22 protein-coding genes are annotated in these 23,862 nt (G+C 38.8%); 12 read left to right on the forward strand and 10 right to left on the reverse strand.

Annotated features, from left to right (window positions below):
- Positions 1 to 4 precede the first annotated feature (4 nt).
- Complete coding sequence (locus tag B2V92_RS00490) at positions 5 to 619, reverse strand: DUF4294 domain-containing protein (RefSeq protein WP_293303813.1); 615 nt, start codon at positions 617 to 619, stop codon at positions 5 to 7.
- Between the two features lie 109 nt (positions 620 to 728).
- On the opposite strand from B2V92_RS00490, the gene B2V92_RS00495 reads away from it, so the two are divergent.
- From B2V92_RS00495 to B2V92_RS00505, 3 genes are all read left to right on the forward strand, one after another.
- Positions 729 to 2,936, forward strand: a complete 2,208-nt coding sequence (locus tag B2V92_RS00495; RefSeq protein ID WP_293303814.1) for a RelA/SpoT family protein — start codon at positions 729 to 731, stop codon at positions 2,934 to 2,936.
- Between the two features lie 215 nt (positions 2,937 to 3,151).
- Positions 3,152 to 3,649 (forward strand): Fur family transcriptional regulator, encoded by a 498-nt coding sequence (locus B2V92_RS00500; protein ID WP_113952197.1) that lies wholly within the window; start codon positions 3,152 to 3,154, stop codon positions 3,647 to 3,649.
- A gap of 37 nt (positions 3,650 to 3,686) precedes the next feature.
- Positions 3,687 to 4,967 carry an adenylosuccinate synthase gene (locus tag B2V92_RS00505; RefSeq protein WP_293303819.1) on the forward strand — a complete coding sequence of 427 codons (1,281 nt, stop codon included), beginning with the start codon at positions 3,687 to 3,689 and terminating at the stop codon, positions 4,965 to 4,967.
- A gap of 308 nt (positions 4,968 to 5,275) precedes the next feature.
- On the opposite strand, the gene B2V92_RS00510 is transcribed toward B2V92_RS00505, so the two are convergent.
- Entirely contained in the window at positions 5,276 to 5,704 is a 429-nt protein-coding gene (locus B2V92_RS00510; protein ID WP_293303820.1) for a hypothetical protein, read from the reverse strand.
- A gap of 66 nt (positions 5,705 to 5,770) precedes the next feature.
- Here B2V92_RS00510 and B2V92_RS00515 point away from each other — a divergent pair, with 66 nt between their 5' ends.
- Positions 5,771 to 7,039 (forward strand): anthranilate synthase component I family protein, encoded by a 1,269-nt coding sequence (locus B2V92_RS00515; protein WP_293303821.1) that lies wholly within the window; start codon positions 5,771 to 5,773, stop codon positions 7,037 to 7,039.
- A gap of 504 nt (positions 7,040 to 7,543) precedes the next feature.
- On the opposite strand, the gene B2V92_RS00520 is transcribed toward B2V92_RS00515, so the two are convergent.
- The 4 genes from B2V92_RS00520 to B2V92_RS00535 all read right to left on the reverse strand — a co-directional run bounded on the left by B2V92_RS00520 (position 7,544) and on the right by B2V92_RS00535 (position 10,404).
- On the reverse strand, positions 7,544 to 8,350 hold the full coding sequence (locus B2V92_RS00520) for a M48 family metallopeptidase (protein ID WP_293303822.1): 807 nt from the start codon (positions 8,348 to 8,350) through the stop codon (positions 7,544 to 7,546).
- Positions 8,351 to 8,445: 95 nt separating this feature from the next.
- Positions 8,446 to 9,093, reverse strand: a complete 648-nt coding sequence (gene plsY / locus B2V92_RS00525) for a glycerol-3-phosphate 1-O-acyltransferase PlsY (protein ID WP_025143663.1) — start codon at positions 9,091 to 9,093, stop codon at positions 8,446 to 8,448.
- 49 nt (positions 9,094 to 9,142) lie between these two features.
- Positions 9,143 to 9,985: a carboxylating nicotinate-nucleotide diphosphorylase gene (nadC, locus tag B2V92_RS00530; protein ID WP_293303823.1), complete on the reverse strand. Its 843-nt coding sequence runs from the start codon at positions 9,983 to 9,985 to the stop codon at positions 9,143 to 9,145.
- 53 nt (positions 9,986 to 10,038) lie between these two features.
- Positions 10,039 to 10,404, reverse strand: a complete 366-nt coding sequence (locus B2V92_RS00535; protein ID WP_293303825.1) for a DUF4783 domain-containing protein — start codon at positions 10,402 to 10,404, stop codon at positions 10,039 to 10,041.
- A gap of 206 nt (positions 10,405 to 10,610) precedes the next feature.
- Between B2V92_RS00535 and gpmI the strand changes: the two genes are divergently transcribed.
- Together gpmI and B2V92_RS00545 are read left to right on the forward strand one after the other, a co-directional pair.
- Positions 10,611 to 12,134 carry a 2,3-bisphosphoglycerate-independent phosphoglycerate mutase gene (gene gpmI, locus B2V92_RS00540; RefSeq protein WP_293303826.1) on the forward strand — a complete coding sequence of 508 codons (1,524 nt, stop codon included), beginning with the start codon at positions 10,611 to 10,613 and terminating at the stop codon, positions 12,132 to 12,134.
- Positions 12,134 to 12,664, forward strand: coding sequence for a hypothetical protein (locus B2V92_RS00545; protein WP_293303828.1), 531 nt, complete (start codon positions 12,134 to 12,136; stop codon positions 12,662 to 12,664). The genes gpmI and B2V92_RS00545 overlap by 1 nt, the downstream gene beginning before the upstream one ends.
- Before the next feature lie 212 nt (positions 12,665 to 12,876).
- Here B2V92_RS00545 and B2V92_RS00550 read toward each other — a convergent pair whose 3' ends face one another.
- Positions 12,877 to 13,497, reverse strand: coding sequence for a tetratricopeptide repeat protein (locus B2V92_RS00550; RefSeq protein ID WP_293303830.1), 621 nt, complete (start codon positions 13,495 to 13,497; stop codon positions 12,877 to 12,879).
- 315 nt (positions 13,498 to 13,812) lie between these two features.
- Between B2V92_RS00550 and lon the strand changes: the two genes are divergently transcribed.
- The 3 genes from lon to B2V92_RS00565 all read left to right on the forward strand — a co-directional run bounded on the left by lon (position 13,813) and on the right by B2V92_RS00565 (position 18,234).
- Entirely contained in the window at positions 13,813 to 16,284 is a 2,472-nt protein-coding gene (gene lon, locus B2V92_RS00555) for an endopeptidase La (RefSeq protein WP_293303832.1), read from the forward strand.
- An 81-nt stretch (positions 16,285 to 16,365) separates the two neighbouring features.
- Entirely contained in the window at positions 16,366 to 17,316 is a 951-nt protein-coding gene (locus B2V92_RS00560; protein ID WP_293303834.1) for a lipid A deacylase LpxR family protein, read from the forward strand.
- Positions 17,317 to 17,718: 402 nt separating this feature from the next.
- Entirely contained in the window at positions 17,719 to 18,234 is a 516-nt protein-coding gene (locus B2V92_RS00565) for a L,D-transpeptidase family protein (RefSeq protein WP_293303836.1), read from the forward strand.
- Positions 18,235 to 18,280: 46 nt separating this feature from the next.
- Here the strand turns inward: B2V92_RS00565 and B2V92_RS00570 are convergent, their stop codons facing one another.
- The 3 genes from B2V92_RS00570 to B2V92_RS00580 form a co-directional block, all read right to left on the reverse strand.
- Positions 18,281 to 19,315: an MAC/perforin domain-containing protein gene (locus B2V92_RS00570; protein WP_293303837.1), complete on the reverse strand. Its 1,035-nt coding sequence runs from the start codon at positions 19,313 to 19,315 to the stop codon at positions 18,281 to 18,283.
- A 135-nt stretch (positions 19,316 to 19,450) separates the two neighbouring features.
- A complete protein-coding gene (gene arfB, locus B2V92_RS00575; protein ID WP_293303838.1) occupies positions 19,451 to 19,858 on the reverse strand; it encodes an alternative ribosome rescue aminoacyl-tRNA hydrolase ArfB in 408 nt (135 codons plus the stop codon).
- Between the two features lie 37 nt (positions 19,859 to 19,895).
- A complete protein-coding gene (locus B2V92_RS00580; protein ID WP_293303840.1) occupies positions 19,896 to 20,420 on the reverse strand; it encodes a ferritin in 525 nt (174 codons plus the stop codon).
- A gap of 129 nt (positions 20,421 to 20,549) precedes the next feature.
- Between B2V92_RS00580 and cmk the strand changes: the two genes are divergently transcribed.
- From cmk to B2V92_RS00595, 3 genes are all read left to right on the forward strand, one after another.
- Positions 20,550 to 21,230 (forward strand): (d)CMP kinase, encoded by a 681-nt coding sequence (cmk, locus tag B2V92_RS00585; RefSeq protein ID WP_293303842.1) that lies wholly within the window; start codon positions 20,550 to 20,552, stop codon positions 21,228 to 21,230.
- Positions 21,231 to 21,483: 253 nt separating this feature from the next.
- Positions 21,484 to 22,314: a 3-keto-disaccharide hydrolase gene (locus tag B2V92_RS00590; protein ID WP_293303844.1), complete on the forward strand. Its 831-nt coding sequence runs from the start codon at positions 21,484 to 21,486 to the stop codon at positions 22,312 to 22,314.
- A 77-nt stretch (positions 22,315 to 22,391) separates the two neighbouring features.
- Positions 22,392 to 23,862: TPM domain-containing protein (locus B2V92_RS00595; protein WP_293303846.1), on the forward strand; the 1,471-nt coding region annotated here is incomplete at its 3' end.

Below are 23,862 nucleotides of genomic sequence, written 5' to 3' on the forward strand. Positions count from 1 at the left end.
AATGTTATTGATAAAATCCGGAGGTACGGATAATAGATTCTATATCCCTATCCTCTGTCGGATCGTAAGTGCTTTTTAAATTATGGCCTACCACACGGGCAACAATCTGATAAGAAAATGCCGCAAAACCACCTTTGGTCTGCTTAATGATATCATAAGTTGTCCTGCCCACCTCACGGTCGATCAGTTTTGTTAAAATCTGTCCCTGCGTAATCGTTAATTCTTTTATTTCGCGGTTAAACATGTCTTTAATTTCTTTATCACATTGTTTAACCAGTTGCTTCTGTTCTTTTTTCTCAGGGGTATGTGCAATATCCTGTTCCAGCTGCTCATACCTGCGTTTTGCAAATAGCGCATAAGGCATTACTTTTAATACGTTATACCTTAAACGGTTATAGGCTGCCTGTTCTGCAGGCGATTTCCAGATCCTCGCTGCAAAAATGGTTACATCGTTAAGCTGCATCCATGGGATCATGATTCCGTTATCATTTGTTGAGGCCACCCTGATTGTATCGCTCTTACCCAATTTGGGGAAGATTGGGGCCGCAGGATCCTGCGCCCGCAGCGAAAAGCTACAAATCATTACAATACAAAGAAAAAAGAGCCCTTTAAATTTCATAAATTTATACTTTTACAAAGTTAGGTGTTATTTCATATATTAGGTGTTCCACAAAACTAATATAAGTTTTATTCAGAAATAAGACGCAATTTTTACGCAAAAAATACAAATGAAAACAGAGTTAGTGATTGATTTAGAGGCGGAAAAGCAGGAAATTCTAAAAAGATACAGGGCATTACTACGGGCAAGCAAATCGACCCTTCAAAAGGGCGATAAAAAAGAAATCAGAAAAGCTTTCGATATGGCACTCGAAAGCCATAAAGATATGCGCCGCAAATCGGGCGAACCTTATATTTACCACCCCATCGCAGTAGCACAGATTGCCGCAGAAGAAATCGGCCTGGGTACAACTTCTATCGTTTGCGCATTATTACATGATGTGGTAGAAGATACCGATATCACTTTAGAGGACATTGAACGCGAATTTGGCAAGAAAACGGCTAAGATTATAGACGGTTTGACCAAAATTTCAGGTGTTTTTGATACGAACAGCTCCCTGCAGGCCGAAAATTTCCGCAAAATGCTGCTTACCCTGGCCGATGATGTTAGGGTAATCCTGATCAAACTGGCCGACCGTTTGCACAATATGCGTACGATGGATTTTATGCCACGCCACAAGCAGCTTAAAATCGCATCAGAAACGATCTATTTATACGCTCCCCTTGCCCACCGTTTGGGTTTATATGCGATAAAATCGGAACTGGAAGATCTTTCGATGAAATATCTTGATCCGGATACCTATAAGTTCATCGCAAAAAAATTGAATGAGAAAAAAGCAGAACGGGCACTTTTCATCAAAAAATTCGTCGAGCCGATTGATGAGATTGTGCATGAGCAGGGTTTAGTGGCCGATGTTTATGGAAGACCGAAATCGATTCACTCGATCTGGAATAAAATGAAAAAGAAAAATATACCTTTCGAAGAGGTTTATGATCTTTTTGCCATTAGGATCATTTTGGATTCGGCACCTGAAAATGAAAAAGCCGACTGCTGGAAAGCATATTCGATTGTGACTGATTTATACCGCCCAAACCCCGACCGTTTACGCGATTGGGTTTCATCACCAAAAGGAAATGGTTACGAAAGTTTGCACACCACGGTGATGGGGCCACGCGGGCAATGGGTTGAGGTACAGATCCGTACTCAACGCATGAACGAGATTGCAGAAAAAGGTTTTGCGGCGCACTGGAAATACAAAGAATCGAGCAACGATAACGGTCTGGATCAATGGATCCAGAAAGTAAGGGAAATGTTGAGTAATCCAGAAGCGAATGCATTGGATTTCCTTGATGATTTTAAAATGAACCTTTTCTCTGATGAGATTTTCATTTTCACACCAAAAGGAGCTTTAATCCAGTTACCATTGGGTGCTACTGCTTTAGATTTTGCTTTTGAGATTCATACCGATGTTGGGGCTACCTGTATCGGTGCCAAAGTAAACCATAAACTGGTGCCTATTTCGTATAAATTACAGAATGGCGATCAGGTAGAGATCATTACTTCGAGCAAACAAAGCCCGAAAGAAGATTGGCTCAATGTGGTGGTTACCGCAAAAGCGAAATCAAAAATAAAATCGTCTTTAAAAGAAGAGAAGCGGAAAATTGCCGAAAATGGCAAGGAAATTTTAGAAAGAAAGCTAAAATCGTTAAAAATCACCTACAATACCGATAATATCCAGAAATTAAGCTATTTCTTTAAACTCCCTTCAACACAGGAGCTTTTTGTAAATGTTGCGCTTGGAAAAATTGAGCTAAAAGATATCAGGGAATACCTTACGAGCGAAAAAGAAGTAGAAAACCGCGGACCTGAGCGTCCTGAAAATCTTAGCGTAGACGGGATTAAGAGTAAAATTAAAGGCGGCGAATCCGACATTTTACTGATCGGCGAAGATATGCAGCGCATTGATTATACGCTTGCCCCATGCTGCAACCCGATCCCCGGTGATGATGTTTTTGGGTTTATTACCGTAAGCGAAGGCATTAAAATACACCGAACAAACTGTCCTAATGCAGCGCAACTGATGGCCAATTATGGCTACCGTGTTGTAAAAGCGAAATGGAACAGACAAAAAGAACTGACTTTCTTAACCGGTTTAAAAATTGTAGGTATTGATGATGTAGGCTTGATCAATAACATTACCCGCGTAATCTCGACCGATTTTAAAGTAAATATGCGCTCTATCACGGTTGATACCAATGAAGGGATTTTTGAAGGATCGATTATGATTTTTGTAAACGACACCGAACACCTCGAAAATCTGATCAAAAACTTATTAAAAGTGAGGGGTGTTACCGGGGTTACCAGGTTTGATGCTTAATTGAGTCAGAAAGACAGAAGTCCGATGTCCGAAATTGAATAGCAGGTTTTTAAATCAAATCTGATAAAGTTGCGCCCATTTGGGATTTGCGCTTCGGACATCTGATCTACGGACTTCCGACTTATTCAAGCAATTACCAAATCTATGTAATCATTTGATCGGGGGTAATCATTTTTTAAAACAATTTAACTACCTTTGAGTGGAGTTTAAAAACTATGTCTGAACAAAATACAAATGAGCTCGTTCGCAAGATTTTTGAGGCTTATTTAGAAAACAAAAATCTACGTAAAACACCGGAGCGTTTCGCCATATTAGAGGAGATCTATTCAAGAAACGACCACTTTGATGTTGAAACACTTTATATCCACATGAAAAACCAAAAGTACCGCGTTAGCCGTGCTACGGTTTACAATACTTTAGAGTTATTGGTTTCGTGCGATTTAGTGACCAAACACCAGTTTGGTAAAAACATGGCACAATTCGAAAAATCTTACGGCTACCGTCAGCATGATCACGTGATCTGTATCGAATGCGGTAAAGTGGTAGAATTCTGTGATCCACGTATCCACCAGATCCAAACCATGGTTGGCGACCTGTTAAAGTTTGATATCAAGCACCATTCTTTGAATCTTTATGGGTTCTGTTCTGATTGCAGCGTTGCAAGGAAAGTGAACGAAAGTGCGGCCGCAGCAGCGGATCTAAAAGCAAATTAAATCAAATACATAATAAAACAAGCTTAAATTTTTAATAATGACGCAAGTAGATGTACTTCTCGGCCTGCAATGGGGCGATGAGGGAAAGGGAAAAATCGTTGATGTACTAAGTCCAAAATATGATCTTATTGCCCGTTTTCAGGGCGGCCCAAATGCCGGACATACCTTAGAGTTCGATGGCAAAAAATTCGTTTTAAATACTATCCCATCGGGAATTTTCAACGAAAAAACCATGAATTTAATTGGAAATGGTGTAGTTATCGATCCTATCATTTTAAAAAGAGAGCTTGATAATTTAAAAAAAGCTGGTCACGATCCCGTTGCCGATGGTAAATTGGTAATTGCCCGCAAAGCACACTTAATTTTACCTACCCACCAGTTATTGGATGCTGCAAATGAAGCACGTATGGGTAAAAACAAAATCGGTTCAACGTTAAAAGGTATTGGTCCAACTTATATGGATAAAACCGGCCGTAACGGTTTACGCGTGGGCGATACTACCCTGCCTGATTTTAAAGAACGTTATGCTAAACTGGTAGAAAAACATACCGAAATTCTTTCTCACTACGAAGGTTTCGAATATGAACTAACCGAAAAAGAAGCCGCTTTCTTTGAAGCAATCGAATTTTTGAAAACCATTCCCCATGTAGATAGCGAGCATTTCGTTAATGGCTATTTAAAAGAAGGAAAAGCGGTTTTGGCCGAAGGTGCACAGGGAACTTTACTGGATGTTGATTTCGGTTCGTACCCTTTTGTAACTTCAAGCAACACTACAACTGCCGGTGCATGTACCGGTTTAGGTATTGCGCCTAACAGAGTTGGTGCTGTTTATGGTATTTTTAAAGCTTATTGTACACGTGTTGGTGGCGGTCCGTTCCCAACCGAATTAGACAACGAAGTTGGCGAAAATTTACGTGCATTAGGTCACGAATTTGGTGCAACTACTGGCCGTGCCCGTCGTTGTGGCTGGATTGATCTTCCTGCATTAAAATATGCCATCATGCTAAACGGTGTAACCGAACTGATTATGATGAAAGCCGATGTGCTGGATACTTTCGATACCATTTACGCTTGTACACACTACGAATATAACGGCGAAACGATTGATTATATGCCATACGACATCATTTCTATCGAACCAAAACCGGTATTAAAAGCAATCGACGGCTGGGCTACCGATGTAACCAAAATTACTTCTGTAGATCAGATTCCGGCTAAATTGACCGATTATATCGCGTTTTTAGAAAAAGAGCTTGAAGTTCCAATCAAATTCCTTTCAGTAGGACCAGATAGGGCACAAACTTTAGAATTACACTAATACGCAATACCGTCACCCTGAATTTATTTCAGGGTCTATTAAGATGCTGAAATAAATTCAGCATGACGACAAGTAAAAGAAAAGCAATCCATAACGGGTTGCTTTTTTTGTTAAAGCGTCATTTGCTATTTACCATCAAGTCGTCATCTCGACTGTAGCATAGCGAAATGGAGAGATCCATCTAGGAATCTCCATTTAGTTAGATTTCTCGACTACGTTGCTCTCCGCTCGAAATGACGACACCCCTGATAAAATCGCTTTTCTTAGCAATTCCGGCCATAAACAGATATGATAATTTGCATCCCCCTTCAATCTACTAACCACAATAAATTGGAGAAAATATATTTTGCTCCTTTTGGAATTACAAAATCATCAGGTACAGAAACCACAATCTCTTTTGGAAATTTTCTTTTGATATCGTTTCCCATGATACAGACTCCTTTATCAAAGGGCATACTTCTTTCTGCATCACAATCAGCAAAAACATAAAGCGTATCGCCAGTTAAATCTTCTTTGCACACATACAGGTTTGCCAGTTGTTTACTTGTTCCGCACTTTTCCTTATTCGGAAAATATTCTATAATGTCGACGATACTACAAGAATCTTGAGCAACAATTGTTTCCGGTTTCATTTTAGCGATTCGAAATTCTTCAAGATTAATTTTTCTTTGTTTGATCTGGGAACAACCAAACATTAAAAACACGAAGCATAGATATGGCAGGAATTTTATTTTCATAATTTAAAAGGAAGATAAAAATTAATTTCTTACAATTATCATCTCTATTTTTACCTTTGCGACAGCTTGAAAAACCCACAAAATATATCCGATTTTAAACAAAAAGCATTGCACTGGGCCAACCAGTTCGAAGTTTGCTGTCTTCTTGATTCGAATCATTATAAAGATGCCTATTCGGCCTACGATTTTATCATTGCAGTCGGTGCAAATCATGAATTAAAATGCGCAACAGGTAATGCCTTTAATCAGCTAAAAAGCTTTTATACGACATATAAACAGTGGATTTTCGGTTTTTTTAGCTATGATTTAAAAAATGAAATCGAAGATCTGCAATCGAATAACGCCGACGGCTTAACATTTCCCGACTTATATTTCTTCGTTCCAAAATATTTAATCGCTTTTAAAGAGGGTAAAGCCGAAGTTTTAATTGGTGACCAGGAAGTTTTGGCAGAAATTGAATCTTTCCACCTGCATGGAAAGAAACAAGCAACATCGGTGCAGCTATCACAAAAATTATCGAAACCCCAATATATTGATAAAGTTGAAGCACTAAGAGATCATATTTTAAGAGGCGACATTTATGAAGTTAACTTTTGCCAGGAGTTTTTTGCCGAAAATGCAGTAATAGATCCCGTTCAAACTTTCGAGCTGCTCAATGCCGTTTCCCCTACCCCATTTGCCGGGTATTTCAAAATTTACGATCAATATATTTTATCGGCAACGCCTGAAAGATTTTTGTGCAAACGTGGCCAGAAATTGATTTCACAACCGATAAAAGGCACCGCAAAAAGAAGTTTGGATCCTGCAGAAGATGAAGCCATAAAATTGCAGCTAAAGAACGATATTAAAGAACAGGCCGAAAATGTAATGATTGTTGATTTAGTACGTCACGACCTTACAAAATCAGCCGTTAAAGGTTCGGTAAAGGTTGACGAGTTATTTGGGATTTACAGCTTTCCGCAGGTGCACCAGATGATTTCGACCATCAGCTGTAAACTAAACCCGGAGATCCATTTTATCGATGCGATTAAAAATGCTTTCCCGATGGGCTCTATGACCGGAGCTCCAAAAGTTAAGGCCATGAAACTGATTGAAGAATACGAAGTTACCAAAAGAGGCCTTTATTCGGGTTCATTTGGCTGCATCAGTCCTGATGGAGATTTTGATTTCAACGTAATTATCAGGAGCATTTTATATAATGCCACATCGAAATACCTGTCTTTTCAGGTTGGAGGGGCCATTACCTATCAAAGTAATGCCGTTTCTGAATATGAAGAATGTTTGTTGAAAGCCAGCGCGATATTGAAGGTGCTTGAAGGTTCATTGGTTCAATAGTTCATTGGTCATTTGTTTATTAGGTTAACCGGTTAATTGTTTAAATCGGTTAATTGGAAACTGTTCATTTGCCATTGATTCATTCGTCCACTACCTATCCAATTCGTCATCTCGACCGAAACGCAGTGCAGCGGAGAGATCTAACGCAACAACACTTTAATTAAAACGAACAGTCTTAGCGAGACGCTAAGACTAGAAATAGCATTAAGATTCTTTCTTTGTCGTAGTATCCATTAAGCCCAGAATTAGTTCATTGTGCCACTCCCAATCGATCCGTCATCCTGAATTTATTTCAGGATCTATCATGCTATTAAAACATCATCATTATATAGACAAAAGTCTTGGCAAGATGCCAAAGACCCTGAAATAAATCCGATAGCTATCGGATCAGGTTGAGGAAGGGTATACAAAAACAAAAGGCGGAAAACCTTGCATCTCGCAAAACCTTCCACCTTTTCTACCTTCGGCCCTCAACCTTAAACCCTACACCTTCCGCCTTCTACCTTATTTCTTATAATACTGTTGTGCTTCGGGCAAATATTTTTGGATCTGTGCAATACGTGTTTCATCACTTGGGTGTGTGCTCAAAAATTCTGCAGGTTTTTGTGCACCGGCAGATGCTGCCGACATCCTGTTCCAGAAACTGGTTGCACTTTGTGGATTATATCCGGCCATAGCCATAAAAATCAAACCTAAACGATCGGCCTCCAACTCCTGGTTACGGCTAAATTTTAACATCGCAACAGGCGTACCCACGCCATATAAAGTATTAAAAATAGACTGTGTTTTTGGATTTTTTGATAATGCTACACCAGCGGCAGCGCCGATACCCTGTGCCACCATTTCCTGCGACATACGCTCGGCCGAGTGGCCAGCAATAGCGTGTGCAATCTCGTGGCCCATTACAGTGGCCAAACCGGCATCATCCTGTGTTACTGGCAAAATACCCGTGTAAACCACAATTTTACCTCCCGGCATACACCAGGCATTTTTTTCATTGTTCTGCACCACGTTCACTTCCCATTGATAATCGGCGATTAAATTACCGTAGTTATTGCTGTTCATGTACGATTTAACAGCGGTAATCAACCTGCTTCCAATGGTTTTTACCTTTAGCGCCTGCGCATTCGAAGCTGGCAAAACAGTAGATTTATTTTCTGTTAAAAAAGTACTATAAGCCTGAAATGCCATTGGCAGTACCTGATCGTTACTTACCAGATCAAATCGACTACGGCCTGTTAAAGGAACAGTAGAACATGAGTCAAATAATAAAATCCCAGCAACACTGGCTGTTAAAAATAACTTTTTCATAAATGCGATTTTAAATGATTAGTAATACCCACAAGCAAACCGAAGATTAAACAGTAAGCGTATAAATAAGTTTTAATGAAATGTGTTTTGTAAAATTAATTAGTTTTCTTCCTAAACAAATACACTTTGGATTCTTTGCCTTTCAGCAATCTTTCGAGGTTTTTTTGATGCGTTACCAATATTAAAATACAAACCACCATACCATAAAGCACTTCAGATTTGATCGAAACCTGAAACAGGAACACCACACTGAGCGGAAAAGTAAAGCCCGCACAGATAGAGCTTAATGAAACATATTTGGTTAATAACAGCACCACCACAAAAACCAGAACGCATAGCATAGATGCTTCGAAATTAACTGCTAAAACCATTCCAAAAAGTGTGGCAACACCTTTTCCTCCCCTAAAACCGGCAAAAACAGGAAATAGATGTCCCATTACCGCGGTTACACCCAGGGCAAGCTGATAATTAACAAAAACAACTGAATTTTGTGGTCCGGTTACCGACATGCCAATTAAATAGGCCAGATTGGTTGCGGTATAACCTTTTGCAATATCGATGATCATTACGGCAATTCCGGCTTTTTTGCCCAATACCCTAAAAGTATTCGTTGCACCGGCATTACCACTTCCGTACTCCCTTACATCAACGCCGTAAAAGGCCTGACCAAGCCATACAGCTGTTGGTATAGATCCAAAAAGATAGGCAATTAATAGCGCGCTGAGAGAATAAACCGTAACCATAGCCTACAATGATACAAAAAATAAGCTTTTAATTTTATAGCAAATCACTTTAGTATGCTTTTAAACTCATATCCAGGCTTTTCACAGAGTGTGTAAGCGCACCCATCGAGATAAAATCTACCCCACAGGCTGCATACTCTGCAACATTTGCTTCGGTAATCCCTCCAGATGCCTCTGTAGTAAATTTACCATCGATCAAAGCAACAGCAGTCCTAAGGTTTTCGAAACTGAAATTATCAAGCATAATTCGATCAACACCACCAATGGCCAAAACCTGTTTAAGCTCTTCCAGATTCCTAACTTCGATTTCGATCTGAAGGTTTTTACGCTGATCAGCAAGATATTTTTGCGCAGCAGTAATGGCATTGGTAATCCCTCCGGCATAATCAACATGATTATCTTTGATCAGGATCATATCATATAAACCGATACGGTGGTTTACGCCCCCGCCGATACGCACAGCCCATTTTTCGAGATAACGGAGCCCTGGTGTGGTTTTACGGGTATCTAAAATTTTTGTTTTAGTATCTTTTAATAATGAAACGATTCGGTGCGTAGTAGTTGCAATGCCGCTCATGCGCTGCATGCAGTTCAAAACCAAACGTTCGGCTATTAAAATGGAATGTGTACGTCCGCTAACCGTTAAAGCGATATCGCCTATTTTCACTTCAGTTCCATCCTGTAGTAGCACATCAACTTTTAAATCAGCATCAACCTCTTTAAAAATCTCGATAGCCAGTTCAATGCCGGCCAAAATACCAGCCTCTTTGATAATCAGCTTTGCTTTTCCCTGCGTTTCGGCCGGGATGGTAGAAAGTGAAGTATGATCGCCATCACCAACATCTTCGGTAAGGGCATTTTTTATGAATTGATGTATAAGTTGAGTATCCAAAACGTAGGCTTTATGCCGCAAAAATAAGAATTATTTATGAGCTGGCAATTTACTTAGTCTTTTGCGGGCTCAATTCTTAATTCAGTGATCGAAAAGCTGGTGTTAAATTTTTTCATCGTGATCGAAACCCTGAAAGTTTCTTTGGCAGTGCTTAATATGATTACGCCAAAACGATAATTGGGGTTGGTATTAATTTTATGGAAAATACTTGTTTTTACCGGAGGGTGTTTCACAAAAAAGTCTCTCAAAATTTGTTCACCCTGTGCTTTTGAGTATACATCTTCTTCGTCAACCATGATCAGTTCGATGGTAGATGCGAAACTTTTGGCAATCTCTTTTGCGTTGCCAGCCTTAAAATACGAGGATAAATCATCAATAATATCAGCCTGGAAGGCCGTAGAACTATATAATGATGACAAACTAATAATGAATAAAAATAAGCTCCGGATCATTTCTGTATTTTATACAGAACCCTATAGCTAAAATTATGCCATTAGCACATCAAAAAAAGGATTTCTTAATTTGTATAAGCTTCAATAAAGTTATATTTGCCATATAAACAAAACACTAAAACATGTTATGCATGAAAATGTTTTAATGTGTATCAATAAATTTTACAATAAAGATGGTAAACGATAAAAAACTCGCGCTGATAATCCTTGATGGTTGGGGCTACGGAAAACAAGACAATTCTGATGCTGCTTATGCTGCCAACACACCTTTTTTCGATTCGTTATTACAAAAATACCCAAATTCTAAGCTCGAAGCTTCTGGCGAGGCAGTAGGTTTACCTGCCGGACAAATGGGTAACTCTGAAGTTGGGCACATGAATTTAGGTGCCGGCCGTGTAGTTTACCAGGAGCTTGGAAGAATCAATAAATCAATTACCGATAGAGCGCTGCACACTAATCCGATTTTGCTTAGTGCTTTTGATTACGCTAAACAGCACAATAAAGCCGTACACTTTATTGGCCTTGTATCAAACGGAGGTGTACATGCACACATCGAACACTTAAAAGCTTTATGCGATGCCGCCAACGAGGCAAACGTACCGAATACTTATGTTCATGCTTTTTTAGATGGCCGCGATACTGATCCAAATTCTGGTTTGGGCTTTATTACTGATCTTGAAAACCATATTCAAAATACCAATGCAAAACTGGCTACCATGATAGGACGTTACTATGCTATGGACCGTGACAACCGTTGGGAGCGTGTAAAACAGGCTTATGATGTAATGGTGAATGGTATTGGCGAAAAAACACAGGATGCTCCTGGAGCGATTAAAAAATCGTATGCTGATGGTGTAACCGATGAGTTTTTAAAACCAGTTGTATTAACAAAGGATAATGGTGCCCCTGTTGCTACCATCCAAAATGATGATGTGGTAATCTGTTTCAACTTCCGTACAGATAGAGGCCGTGAAATTACCACTGCCCTAACACAAAAAGACTTCCCTGAGCAACAGATGCACAAACTGCCGTTGTATTATGTTACCATGACTACTTACGACGAGAGTTTTGATAAGGTAAATGTGATCTTCACCAAAGATGATTTAACCAAAACCATTGGAGAAGTGCTTGCCGACAACAATAAAAACCAGATCCGTATTGCAGAAACTGAAAAATACCCGCACGTAACTTTCTTTTTCTCTGGTGGAAGAGAAGCCGAATTTGCAAATGAGAAACGTCTTTTAATTCCTTCTCCAAAAGTGGCTACTTACGATCTTCAGCCAGAAATGAGCGCTGCAGGCATTACCGAAGCCATTACCAAAGAAATGGAAACAGGATGGGCCGATTTTATCTGCCTAAACTTTGCTAATCCGGATATGGTTGGCCATACAGGTGTTTTTGAAGCGGTAGTTAAAGCGGTAGAAACGGCTGATAAATGCGCAGAAGAAGTAGTAACCAAAGGTTTGGAGAATGGTTATTCGTTTATTCTTTTGGCCGATCACGGCAATTCCGAATTTATGGTTAACGGCGATGGATCTGCAAATACTGCACACACCACCAACCTGGTTCCATGCATTTTAATCGATAAAGATTACAAAACCATCGCTGACGGAAAATTAGGCGACATTGCCCCTACTGTTTTAAGGATTTTGGGTGTTGATATTCCGGCAGAAATGACAGGAAATGTTCTAGTATAATGATCAAAAAACTTTCTATTCTGGCATTTGCTTTGGCATTATTTTCATGCAACCAGCAAAAAGAAGCTGAAGCAAATACCAGTTTGACCTATTTCGATATCAAGGGCTATTTCGGGAAAGAAATTTCACGTTTACAGCAGTTAAATCCAATGGTTGATAAAACCGTAAGCATAAATGGCGTTTCGGAAAATAAAACAGCCAAAATTACCGATTGGACAAAAGAGCTGACCATTTTTGTAAATGCCGACATCAACAAAACCTCCTGGAAAGGGAGTTTTAAAGCAGAAAAACAAAATGGAGCAGAAGTTTATACTTCCGACAGTAAGAAAATCCCGATCAAAAAGATTTCTGTAATTCAAAACGGTCAAAAAGTAGATAAAGTGGAGATCATTATTGACAATAAAAACATCCTTTATCAATCGCAGGATACTTTAACCTATTTTCCAGATAGCCTGTACCTGATCAAAAAACACCAAAAAATAAGGTTGCTCAATGAAAAGAAATATTCGGTTATCGGAAAACTGAAATAAAAAAAGGGGACTTGAAATATTCAGGTCCCCTTTTCTATTTTAATTGAAGTCATCGTCACCCTGAATTTATTTCAGGGTCTATCATGCTAAAAAGATGCTGAAATAAATTCAGCATGACGGATCGATCAAGAATGAATATTTATAAACTATTGCTTTCGATATACAGTAACCTGCCATAGGAACTCTCTTTTTATGTATATCAGCTAATTTTATTACTTCAAACTCGCAATCTGAGCTTTATCATAAGTAACCCAGTCGATAATATCTTTTCTCAATGGTTGTAAGGTCAATACTTTTTGAAAATCTGCAATCGAATTATTGAATAAGGCTACACAAGCAGCTTTTTCTTCTTTTTTCTTTGCTTTAAAAGATTTAAAAATAGCATAATCTTTATAGGCTAAACCACGGTTCTGGAACATCTGTGCATCTTCATCGCCATTAATTTCGATGGCTTTTGTAAAATCTTTGAGAGAAGCCATATAAAAGTTTTCACGCATGGTATTTAGCGATTCTTTTGGATCGTTTGCAATTTTCAATCTCGCAATTCCACGGTAGTAATAGGCAGAAACCTCGGTTGGTTTAACCGTTAATAAACGGCTATAGGTTGCAATACATTTCTCATATTCGCGGTTCTGAAAATAAGAATATCCAAGCATCTGTAAAACATTTGCATTATCAGGCGTTTTAGCATCAGCTTTTTCAAGTTGCATGGCAGCGGTTTTATAATCCCCTTTCATCATGGCCTGCATACTTCTTTCGTAATTGCCCTGTGCAAAACTACCGGTAGATGAAAAAATCAGGAGTCCTAAAATAGCCTTTTTAAAATAGTTCATGTATGAGTAATAAGTTTAACATATTTAACGCCTATCAACATTATAGGAGAAATTTTTTGCAATATAATCCTATTCTGATAATTTAAAAGTTTTAATTTTCTTTCATTCAAAACCAATTGCCTTAAACATTAGCTTTAACGTTAAAATATGCTTTATATGATGCTGATGGAAATATTTATGTTACTCTGCCTTTTTAACATAAGATTAATACTATTTTCACTTTGGCACAAGAGTTGAATTTATTAACTTAATACAAAAATTAAACAAAGTGGATACGATTAAACTGCCAGTTTGTCGTTAGCGGAAAATGTGATAATGAGTAAACAAGATATATTTGATTTCCAATCAGCAATGCCAATCATCAACGAAGATACCGAGTTTTTCCCTTTAATGTCTCAACAGGACGAAGAGGAAATGAACAATGAGGAAACGCCTGATACGTTGGCCATATTGCCTTTGCGGAACACGGTTTTATTTCCGGGTGTAGTGATTCCCATTACGGTTGGAAGAGACAAATCGATTAAATTAATTAAAGAAGCTTACAAGGGAAATAAAATTATCGGAGTGGTATCCCAAAAGGATGTTTCGATAGAAGACCCTACATTTGAGCAACTTAACACCGTTGGTACGGTTGCAAACATCATTAAACTGTTGCAGATGCCTGATGGGAATACTACGGTAATCATCCAGGGTAAGCAACGTTTCAGTTTGATTGAAGAAGTGCAGAACGAGCCTTATATCAAGGCTATTGTTAAAAAATTCGAAGAGCAGAAACATAAGGCAGACAAAGAGTTTAAAACGCTTATTGCCTCTATCCGTGAGATGTCGGCACAGATTATCCAGCTCTCTCCGAATATTCCGAGCGAGGCCAGTATTGCACTTAAAAACATCGAAAGCAATTCATTTTTGATCAATTTTATTTCATCAAATATGAATGCCGAAATGGCCGATAAACAGCATATCCTTGAAATGGATAAACTGCAGGACAGGGCGCAAAAAGTAATGGAACTTTTAATGGTTGAACTGCAGATGCTGGAGCTGAGAAACCAGATCCAATCTAAAGTACGTACCGATCTTGATAAACAACAACGCGATTATTTCTTAAATCAGCAGTTAAAAACCATCCAGGAAGAGCTGGGAGGTAGTTCTGCCGATTTAGAATTTGATGCTTTACAGGAAAAAGCAAAAAAGAAAAAATGGACACAGGCTGTTGCTGATCATTTTGACAAAGAGCTTGATAAGCTGGGCCGCATGAACCCCGCGGCTCCTGATTATTCTGTGCAGTTGAACTATCTGGAACTACTTTTGGATTTACCGTGGAGCGAGTTTACCAAAGATAATTTCGACCTGAAAAGAGCACAGCGCATTTTGGATAAAGACCATTTCGGTTTAGAAAAAGTAAAACAGCGTATTATCGAATACCTGGCGGTACTAAAACTAAAACGCGACATGAAAGCACCGATTTTATGTTTAGTTGGTCCTCCGGGAGTAGGTAAAACCTCACTCGGAAAATCAATCGCAAAAGCTTTAGGCCGTAAATATGTACGTATGGCCCTAGGCGGCATCCGCGATGAGGCAGAAATCCGCGGCCACCGTAAAACTTATATCGGTGCAATGCCGGGCCGCATCATTTCATCAATTAAAAAGGCTGGTGCAGATAATCCTGTATTTGTTTTGGATGAGATTGATAAAGTGGGTACCGATCACCGTGGCGACCCTTCATCAGCTTTGCTGGAGGTTTTGGATCCTGAACAGAACAATGCTTTCTACGATCATTATGTAGAAATGGATTACGACTTATCAAACATTCTGTTTATTGCCACCGCAAACTCATTAAGTACCATACAACCTGCTTTGTTAGATCGCATGGAAATTATCGAGGTTAACGGATATACCATTGAAGAAAAAATAGAGATTGCAAAAAAATATCTCTTGCCAAAACAGAAAGAGAACCACGGTTTGCAGACTAAGGATATTGCCCTTAAACCTGCCCTGATCGAGAAAGTGATCGAAGATTATACAAGAGAATCGGGAGTTCGTGGTTTGGAGAAAAAAATCGGTTCACTGGTACGTGGCGTGGCTACCAAAATTGCCATGGAAGAAACTTACGAGGCAAATTTAACCAATGATGATGTAGAACGCATTTTGGGCGCTCCTATTTACGATAAAGATTTGTACGAAGGCAACGAAGTAGCGGGTGTAGTAACAGGTTTAGCCTGGACTAGTGTTGGTGGCGATATCTTATTTATCGAATCGAGCCTAAGCCCTGGAAAAGGAAAACTAACCTTAACCGGTAACCTGGGCGATGTGATGAAAGAATCGGCGGTAATTGCTTTGGCTTATTTACGTGCACACGCAGCCGAATTTGGTATCGATTACAGTTTATTCGACAACTGGGATGTACACGTTCACGTTCCGGCCGGTGCTACACCAAAAGATGGTCCTTCGGCAGGTGTTACCATGCTTACGGCATTAACTTCGGCATTTACACAGCGTAAAGTAAAACAGCATCTGGCTATGACAGGCGAAATTACCCTACGTGGAAAAGTGCTTCCGGTTGGTGGTATCAAAGAAAAAATACTTGCGGCAAAAAGGGCAAATATCAAAGAAATTATCCTTTGCAAAAGCAACCGTAAAGACATTTTAGAAATCAAAGAAAGTTACATTAAGGACTTAACATTCCATTATGTAACCGAAATGAGCGAAGTAATTGAATTGGCTTTAACCAAAAATAAGGTTAAAAAACCGCTTGATTTAAGCATTAAAATTGCTCCGATTGTAAACTAATTGGTAAAAATTTGAATTAACAGTCAAAAATCCAATTACAATAAATACTTTTATAGTCCCGGTAATCATCGGGACTTTTTTATGAAATCAATTTTATCCACTATAGTTTTTTGTCTGGTTGTTTCAACCGGTTTTGCGCAATCATTTAAAAACGAATTTGGTTTTAAAACCGAAAACGATGCTTATCTGGCTACTTTAAACGACCGCTATTATACCAATGGCTTATTTATTTACTTCCGCAGGGCACTCAATACCGAAAAGCTATCGGATAAAATAGAGAAAAAGACTTTCGAAATCTCTGCCGGACAGAAGATGTATACGCCGTATTGGGGTCAGGTGCCAAATAAAGAAGACCAGGACAGGCCTTTTGCAGGTTATCTGTATGCAGGCGGCGCCTATTCGGTTTTTTATAAAAACGAAAGTGTTTTAAAAACCAGTGTAGAGCTGGGAACCGTTGGACCAAACTCGCTTGCACAGGATGCACAGCGTTTTCTGCATAAAACTGTTGGCTTTTATACGCCTGCAGGCTGGGATTATCAGATTAAAAATGAAGTAGCCGTAAATTTGGCTGCGAATTATAGCAAACTGCTTTTTAGGCCAGAAGATCCGATTGTAGATATCAGTGCACAGGGCTATGCCAATTTAGGTACAACTTTTTCTGGTTTAGGCGCTTCGGTGCTATTCAGGGCCGGAAAATTAAATCAGTTGTTTAACAGTGCTTACCATAATGCAGTAATCGGTAATTCGAAAACAAAAAGCCTTAATAATTCAGAATTTTTCTTTTATGTAAAACCGCAACTCAATTTTGTTGCATATGATGCAACTATCCAGGGGAGCCTTTTTAATAACAACAGTCCGGTAACATTTGGTGTAAAACCGATTGTTTTTGAACAACAGTTTGGCGTAAATTACAGTTCGAGAAGATTTACGGCTGATTTTAACGTGATTTTTAAAACTAAAGAAGTTAAGAGTGTTGCCAAAGCTCAAAATTACGGTGGCCTGAGTTTGTATTATAGGTTTGGAAAGATATAGGTTAATCGGTTAACTGTTTACCCTTCGACTACGCTCAGGAGGTTAATTGTTAAGTGCAAACTGCCTACTGTAAACTGTACAAGGGTTAATTGGTTAACTGTTTAAATTGGTTAATTGTTAAGTGCAAACTGCCTACTGTAGACTGTACAAGGGTTAATTGCTCGATTGTTATATTGTTAACTGCAAATTGCCCACTGTAAACTGGAGAAAGGTTAATCGGTTAACTGTTTAATCGGTTAATTGCTAAGGCAAATTACATACTGTAAAAGGGTTAATAGGATAAACAGGCATATATAAATTTCTTACTTTCAACAGATCCTGAAACAAGTTCAGGATGACGATTGCAAAGGGAAAAGATTAGTTTACGCTAAACGCCAACCGCCTAACGCTATACTTACAAGCATGAAAAAAGCTATACTGTTCCTACTCTTATTCCTCATTATCAGCGCTGCAGTCTACAACCTATATCCTGAAAAGAAATTACCGGCCAATACCAAAATAGATTATATCATAGTAAAAAAATCAGACCGGAAATTATTGGCTTATTCTGAACAGAAATTGGTTAAAACTTATCAGATTTCGTTAGGCGACAGCCCCATTGGGCATAAAGCATATGAAGGTGACGAAAAAACACCTGAGGGCGTTTATACCATCAGTGCGAAAAACCCGAACAGCGGTTATCACAAAAATCTTGGAGTATCCTATCCAAATGCAAAAGATATTGCAAAGGCTAAACTACTGGGAAAAGATCCCGGTGGCGACATTAAGATACACGGACTCAGGAACGGATTGGGATTTATAGGTAAATTCCAAAGGTTTTTCGATTGGACCAATGGCTGCATGGCCTTAACCGATAGTGAAGTTGATGAACTGTATACTTCCGTAAAAACAGGTACCCGAATAGATATCAGACCTTAGATTACTTAATAAATAAGGGCGATTAAAATCGCCCTTATTTGTTTTACTAGTTTTTTAATTTCACCGTTTTTGCGGCAAAATATTGCTCGATATAGGCTTTAACCTCAGCTTTCTTAACTGCATCGTTTATAAAATTATCCAATTGCACCAAACCGTCGTCCGAAGCGCCTATAAAAGTTGCTTTATCTTCTGTAGTAGTAGCAACCCAATTGCTAATATTTACAATAACCCTGTTATTTATGGTTTCGGGTTTTAGTTTGCTGATATCACCTCCGGTTGAACTATAATAGATTTTGGCCGAAGTATTATCATTTAAATTACGCAGTATTGGATCATCTAGGTAACCGGTAGGCAAACCAAATGTTCTTTTTAATGTATAACGAAACCCTTCCATAACAATAGAACTTCTTCTGTCATTTTGTGGCGCCTCTGCCTGGTAAATAACATCAAATTTAGAGCCTATCTTTATGTTGGTTAAAACATGTGTTCCATATTTATCAACAAGTTGCTGGGCACTTAATAAAGTAATATCCTTCTTAAAATCAGCTGTTAAAAAATTATTTACCGACTGTTCGTAAAAAAACTTATATCTCTTCCAAATCATGTAGTACGAGTAATGTCCGTAAACGTACTTCTTATCGGTAACATCTGTTTCCGGAAAAACCTGATCAATGGTATTGCCAAAAAGTTTTAAACCTTTTGTTGCGTTGTATGAATTGGAAAATTTCGTTGATAAATCGACAGCATTTTCGGCCTGAATTGTCCTCCACGAGGATTCAGTACCCCTTATAAATACAATGTTATATTGCTTATTGACATCATAAGCCGCAACATCGACCACATTTGCTCTAACAGAAGCCTGATCATTAAATTTACCTGTAACATCATATCCAAATCCCAGAAAGTTAAAAGTTTCGGAAGCCGGGTACAATGGTTTAGAATCCTGTGTTGCTCCTTTAACTGTAAAAGCAATGTCGGGCGATAATTTCTCTTCGGGAACAGGTGTTGGGATTTCGTCGTTTTTTTTCTTGCAGGCGGCAAGTGTAGCCACAAGGGCTAAGGCTAAAATTGTTCTTTTCATTTGGTTTAATTTGTGTGTGTGTTACGGCGATCTCAATTTTGATGCCATTTACATTACAAATCATTAAACTGGGTGGGTTTTTCGAATTACGGGACAAAAACAACTAAACAAATAGTAATTAATTATCCTAACACATTAAAAACCAACAATTTTCCTGTTTTTCTTTTTTTCGGCGGTAGATGCTTTATTTTTTAATCTTTTTTCGATTACAGCTTTTGGAATTTTGGTCGGTTTTCTCTTTTTCTGTACAACGAGCGACCTTTTTAATAAATCGATCAATTTAGCGATGGTTTTCTCTTTGTTTAACAGCTGACTTCTGTCTTCCTGAGAAACAATGTGCAATAAACCTTCGGCATCCAACCGGTTTTCGAGCCTGCTTTTGAGTAATACTTTTTCATCTTCACTAAAAGAAGCGGCGGTTTCGAGGTCAAAAATAAGCTCAACCTTGCTCGAAACCTTATTTACATTCTGCCCCCCTTTGCCTCCACTTCTGGAAGTTTTGAAAGTAACAGACCGTAAAATTTCTTCTCTTGTAGGCAACATGCCGCAAAAGTAAACATTTAGGGATAATAAAAATAACTTATTCGCCTTCTTTGGTTTCGCTCACCTTGCTACGTAAACCAACAATGTCTTTATCCAACTGGTAAATGCCTCCCCTATCGCTGCCAACCAACTGCAGTTTCTCTAACATGGTTTTTGCCATTTTTTCTTCTTCCAGTTGCTCATCCAGATACCATTGCAGGAATTTAAATGTGAGGTAATCTTTTTCGTTTAGCGAAAGTTCTACCAGATCGTTAATGCTCTTCGATACCAATAACTCATTATCAAGAAAATCCTGAAATACCTCTACAACCTGTCCGAAAGAATTTTTGGGCATATCCAAAGCTGTTACTATTGCATGTCCATCGCGGTCGTTAATGTAATGGATCAGTTTTAACATGTGGTGTCGTTCTTCATCACTCTGACGGTAAAAAAATTCGGTATAACCTTCTAAACCCGGTTGGGTTTCGAGCCAGGAAGCGATTGCCAGATATACCTGCGATGATTCGGCTTCTAATTTAACCTGGTTATTCAGTGCCGATAGCATTTTTTCGGATAACAACATAATCGTATTTAATTTAATAGCTAAACACGGGCAGCAGATCAATGTTTTAGCATAAGCTTGTTTAGAATCTATCTTTATACAGCTAAAAAAGTTCAGCATTCTATTTCTATTTTTTACCTTTGCAGCACGATGAAGAAAAACCTGGTAATAGCGATAGATGGCTATTCATCTTGCGGAAAAAGTACATTAGCAAAAGCACTGGCTAAAAAATTAGGTTTCATTTATGTAGATAGCGGGGCGATGTACCGTGCCGTTACGCTATATTTTTTGAGAAATAACATCAGTGTTGCCGATGATGCGCAGGTTGCCGACGCTTTACAGCACATCGAACTCAATTTCCATTCGCGTGATTACGAATCGCATATTACCCTAAACGGCGAAGAAGTATCAGACGAGATCCGTTTGATGCCCGTATCAGAAAATGTTAGTGAGGTTTCGGCCCACAAACTTGTACGCCACGAAATGGTAAAACAGCAACAGCGCATGGGCAAATCAAAAAACATCGTAATGGATGGCCGCGATATCGGCACTACTGTTTTTCCGGATGCACCTGTAAAATTCTTCATGACGGCCGACCCGAAAATCAGGGCCGAACGCAGGTTTAAAGAATTGGAAAGCAAAGGCAATAACGAAACTACTTTGGAAGAAGTTTTCGAAAACCTCGCACACCGCGATTATGCAGATACTACGCGAAAAGAAAGTCCGCTGGTGAGGGCCGATGATGCCGTTATTTTAGACAATACCGATCTTACCCAGCAAGAACAATTGGATTTTGCGCTGGAGCGGGTGAATCCTTTTTTGGTTCATTAGGTAATTTGGTTAATCGGTTAACTGTATAAATTGGTTAATCGAATTGTTACCTACCAACTGTAAATTGAAAACTAAAAACTATTGCTTAAAACCTTAATTTTCTTAACTCCTTAATGGTCAGCAAAAGTTCATTGATCATTGGTTCACTGGTCATTGACTATTGTAAACTGCCAATTGAAAACTGGATTATCTTACGATAAATCATCGACTTTAAAAAAAATTCATATTTTTAGCATCTAACCCAAATGTTGCTATGAAATTAAAATCAATTTACCTTACCGTATTATTTCTATCACTCTTTATTTTAAATTCCAATGCCCAAAAAGGCTGGATCAATCTGTTTAACGGAAAAGATTTAAAAGATTGGAACATCAAAATTGCCAAACACGATTACAAAGAAAATTACGCCAATACCTTCCGTGTAGAAAATGGGCTGATGAAAGTAAGTTATGATGGTTACAAAGAATTTGACCAACAATACGGACATATTTTCTATAAAAAACCTTTTTCGGCCTACCTTTTAAAGGTAACCTATCGTTTTGTTGGCGAGCAGGCCAAAGGTGGCGAAGGCTGGGCTACCCGTAACAGCGGAGCCATGCTGCACTGCCAGGATCCGGCAACAATGTTAAAAAACCAGGACTTTCCTATCTCTATCGAAGGACAGATTTTAGGTGGCGATGGCGAACACGAACGCCATACCAGCAATGTATGTACGCCGGGTACATTGATTAATTATAACGGTAAATTGTTTACCCCACACTGCCTTGATTCTAAGTCGAAAACCTATGCAGGCGACCAATGGGTAACTGCTGAGTTTTTAGTACTGGGTGATTCGGTTGTAAAACACATTATTGCCGGCGAAGTGGTACTCGAATATACAAAACCCCAAATTGGTGGTGGAAATGTTTCCAATTTCGATCCTAAAGTTAAAATAGATGGGAAACCGTTAACTTCTGGCTATATTTCTTTACAGAGCGAAAGTCACCCGATTGAATTTAAAACCGTACAGCTTTACGATCTGGAGCCGTACATGAATGACAAATCAAAATTGGACAAGGTATTGGCAAAAATTTTAAAAGAGTAGGTTAAACTGGCACTTAAGTTGTTAAATGATGTAAAAATCATTTAACAACTTAAATTACGATGCTCGAATCCCATTTAATGAAATCGATTGCTCTATTTCTTCTGATTTTTACGGCCAACCTTACATTCGCACAAAAGGCTTATCAGGTAAAAGACATTCCCGATCCCAAGAAAAACGGTGGAGGCTACGTAAGCGATCCTGATGGTATTTTGGGCAGCAGTGCAGTTTCTGAACTAGACGGTACGATTGCCGATTTTGAGCGTAAAACAAATGTGCAGGTGGCAGTTGTAGTGGTCAACGATTTTGACCATGATAAAGAGGATTTCGATTTTGCTTATGAACTTTTTAATACCTGGGGCATCGGTTCTAAAACCAGTAACAATGGTTTATTGCTATTTATTTCGAAAGACAGGCGTAAATATCGGTTTATTACAGGGACCGGGGCTGAAGGTGTTTTGCCCGATGTTAAACTAAAACATATTGCTGAACAACAGCTTTTACCAGCTTTTAGGGAGAATAATTTTGCCACAGGAATTGTAAATACCATTAACGCCATTAGCGAGGTAATTTTAAAGCCTGAAAATAAATCAGAGCTTAACCAGTTTTTTACCCAACATGAAACCGGCAGCCTCTTAGAAAATTTTTGGCTCAGCACCGGAATTATCATTTTGGCTTTTTTCGGGGTTTTTAAAATTGTAAACCGACAGGCAAAAAATGCTCAGGGAACAAAAAAACTCACCGGGAAAGATTCAGCCATGGCAAAAGGCTGTGCGGCAGTTATCATGATTACCTTTGTTGCCATTTTTATTTTCGTCTTTTTTGGTGGTTTCGATCTATTCGAAAAAATAAGGGGAAAAGATATTCCGATTATACTTTATGTGATTTTGGCCATTGCACTTTTCGCGCGGTACCTTTTCCACATTTCTACCTTAAGGGCAATACATAACGACGATAAAAACTTTTTCAATTCGGTAAGCAGTTTCAACAAAAAGAACTTTTGGCTGATCATTTTTTCACCACTGGTTTTAATCACCATCATTACCTACCTCTTTAAAAGGGTTAAAAATATCAATCGCTTTAAACCGGTTTTGGACAGTAAAAACCAGGAAATGATGCGTGTTGACCGGGATATCAATATAGAGGGGGAGCCTTTTTTAACAAAGGGCCAACGCAAAGAAGAAGTAGTTAAAGCATACGATTATGATATTTGGGAAAGCACTGACCATAAAGAGCATATTATTAAAGCCTGGCCGGCTGAAGCCTACAATAAGTACACGGAATGCCCAGACTGTTATTTCAGGACATATCAACTTAATAAACGTGTAACCACAAGAGCGGCAACCTATAGCCACGAGGGGCAGGCTAAACTGATAAATGAATGTAGTTTCTGTAAAAAAACAGAATTTATAAAATGGATTACGCTTGCCATGCTGGTAGAATCGAGTTCTTCATCTTCTTCTTCATCATCCAGTAGCAGCAGCTCCTCATCTTCCTCAGGCAGTAGCTGGGGTGGTGGTAGCAGCAGCGGCGGCGGTACAGGTGGCAGCT

The organism is Pedobacter sp. UBA5917, from assembly GCF_002432345.1.
GTDB lineage: Bacteria > Bacteroidota > Bacteroidia > Sphingobacteriales > Sphingobacteriaceae > Pedobacter.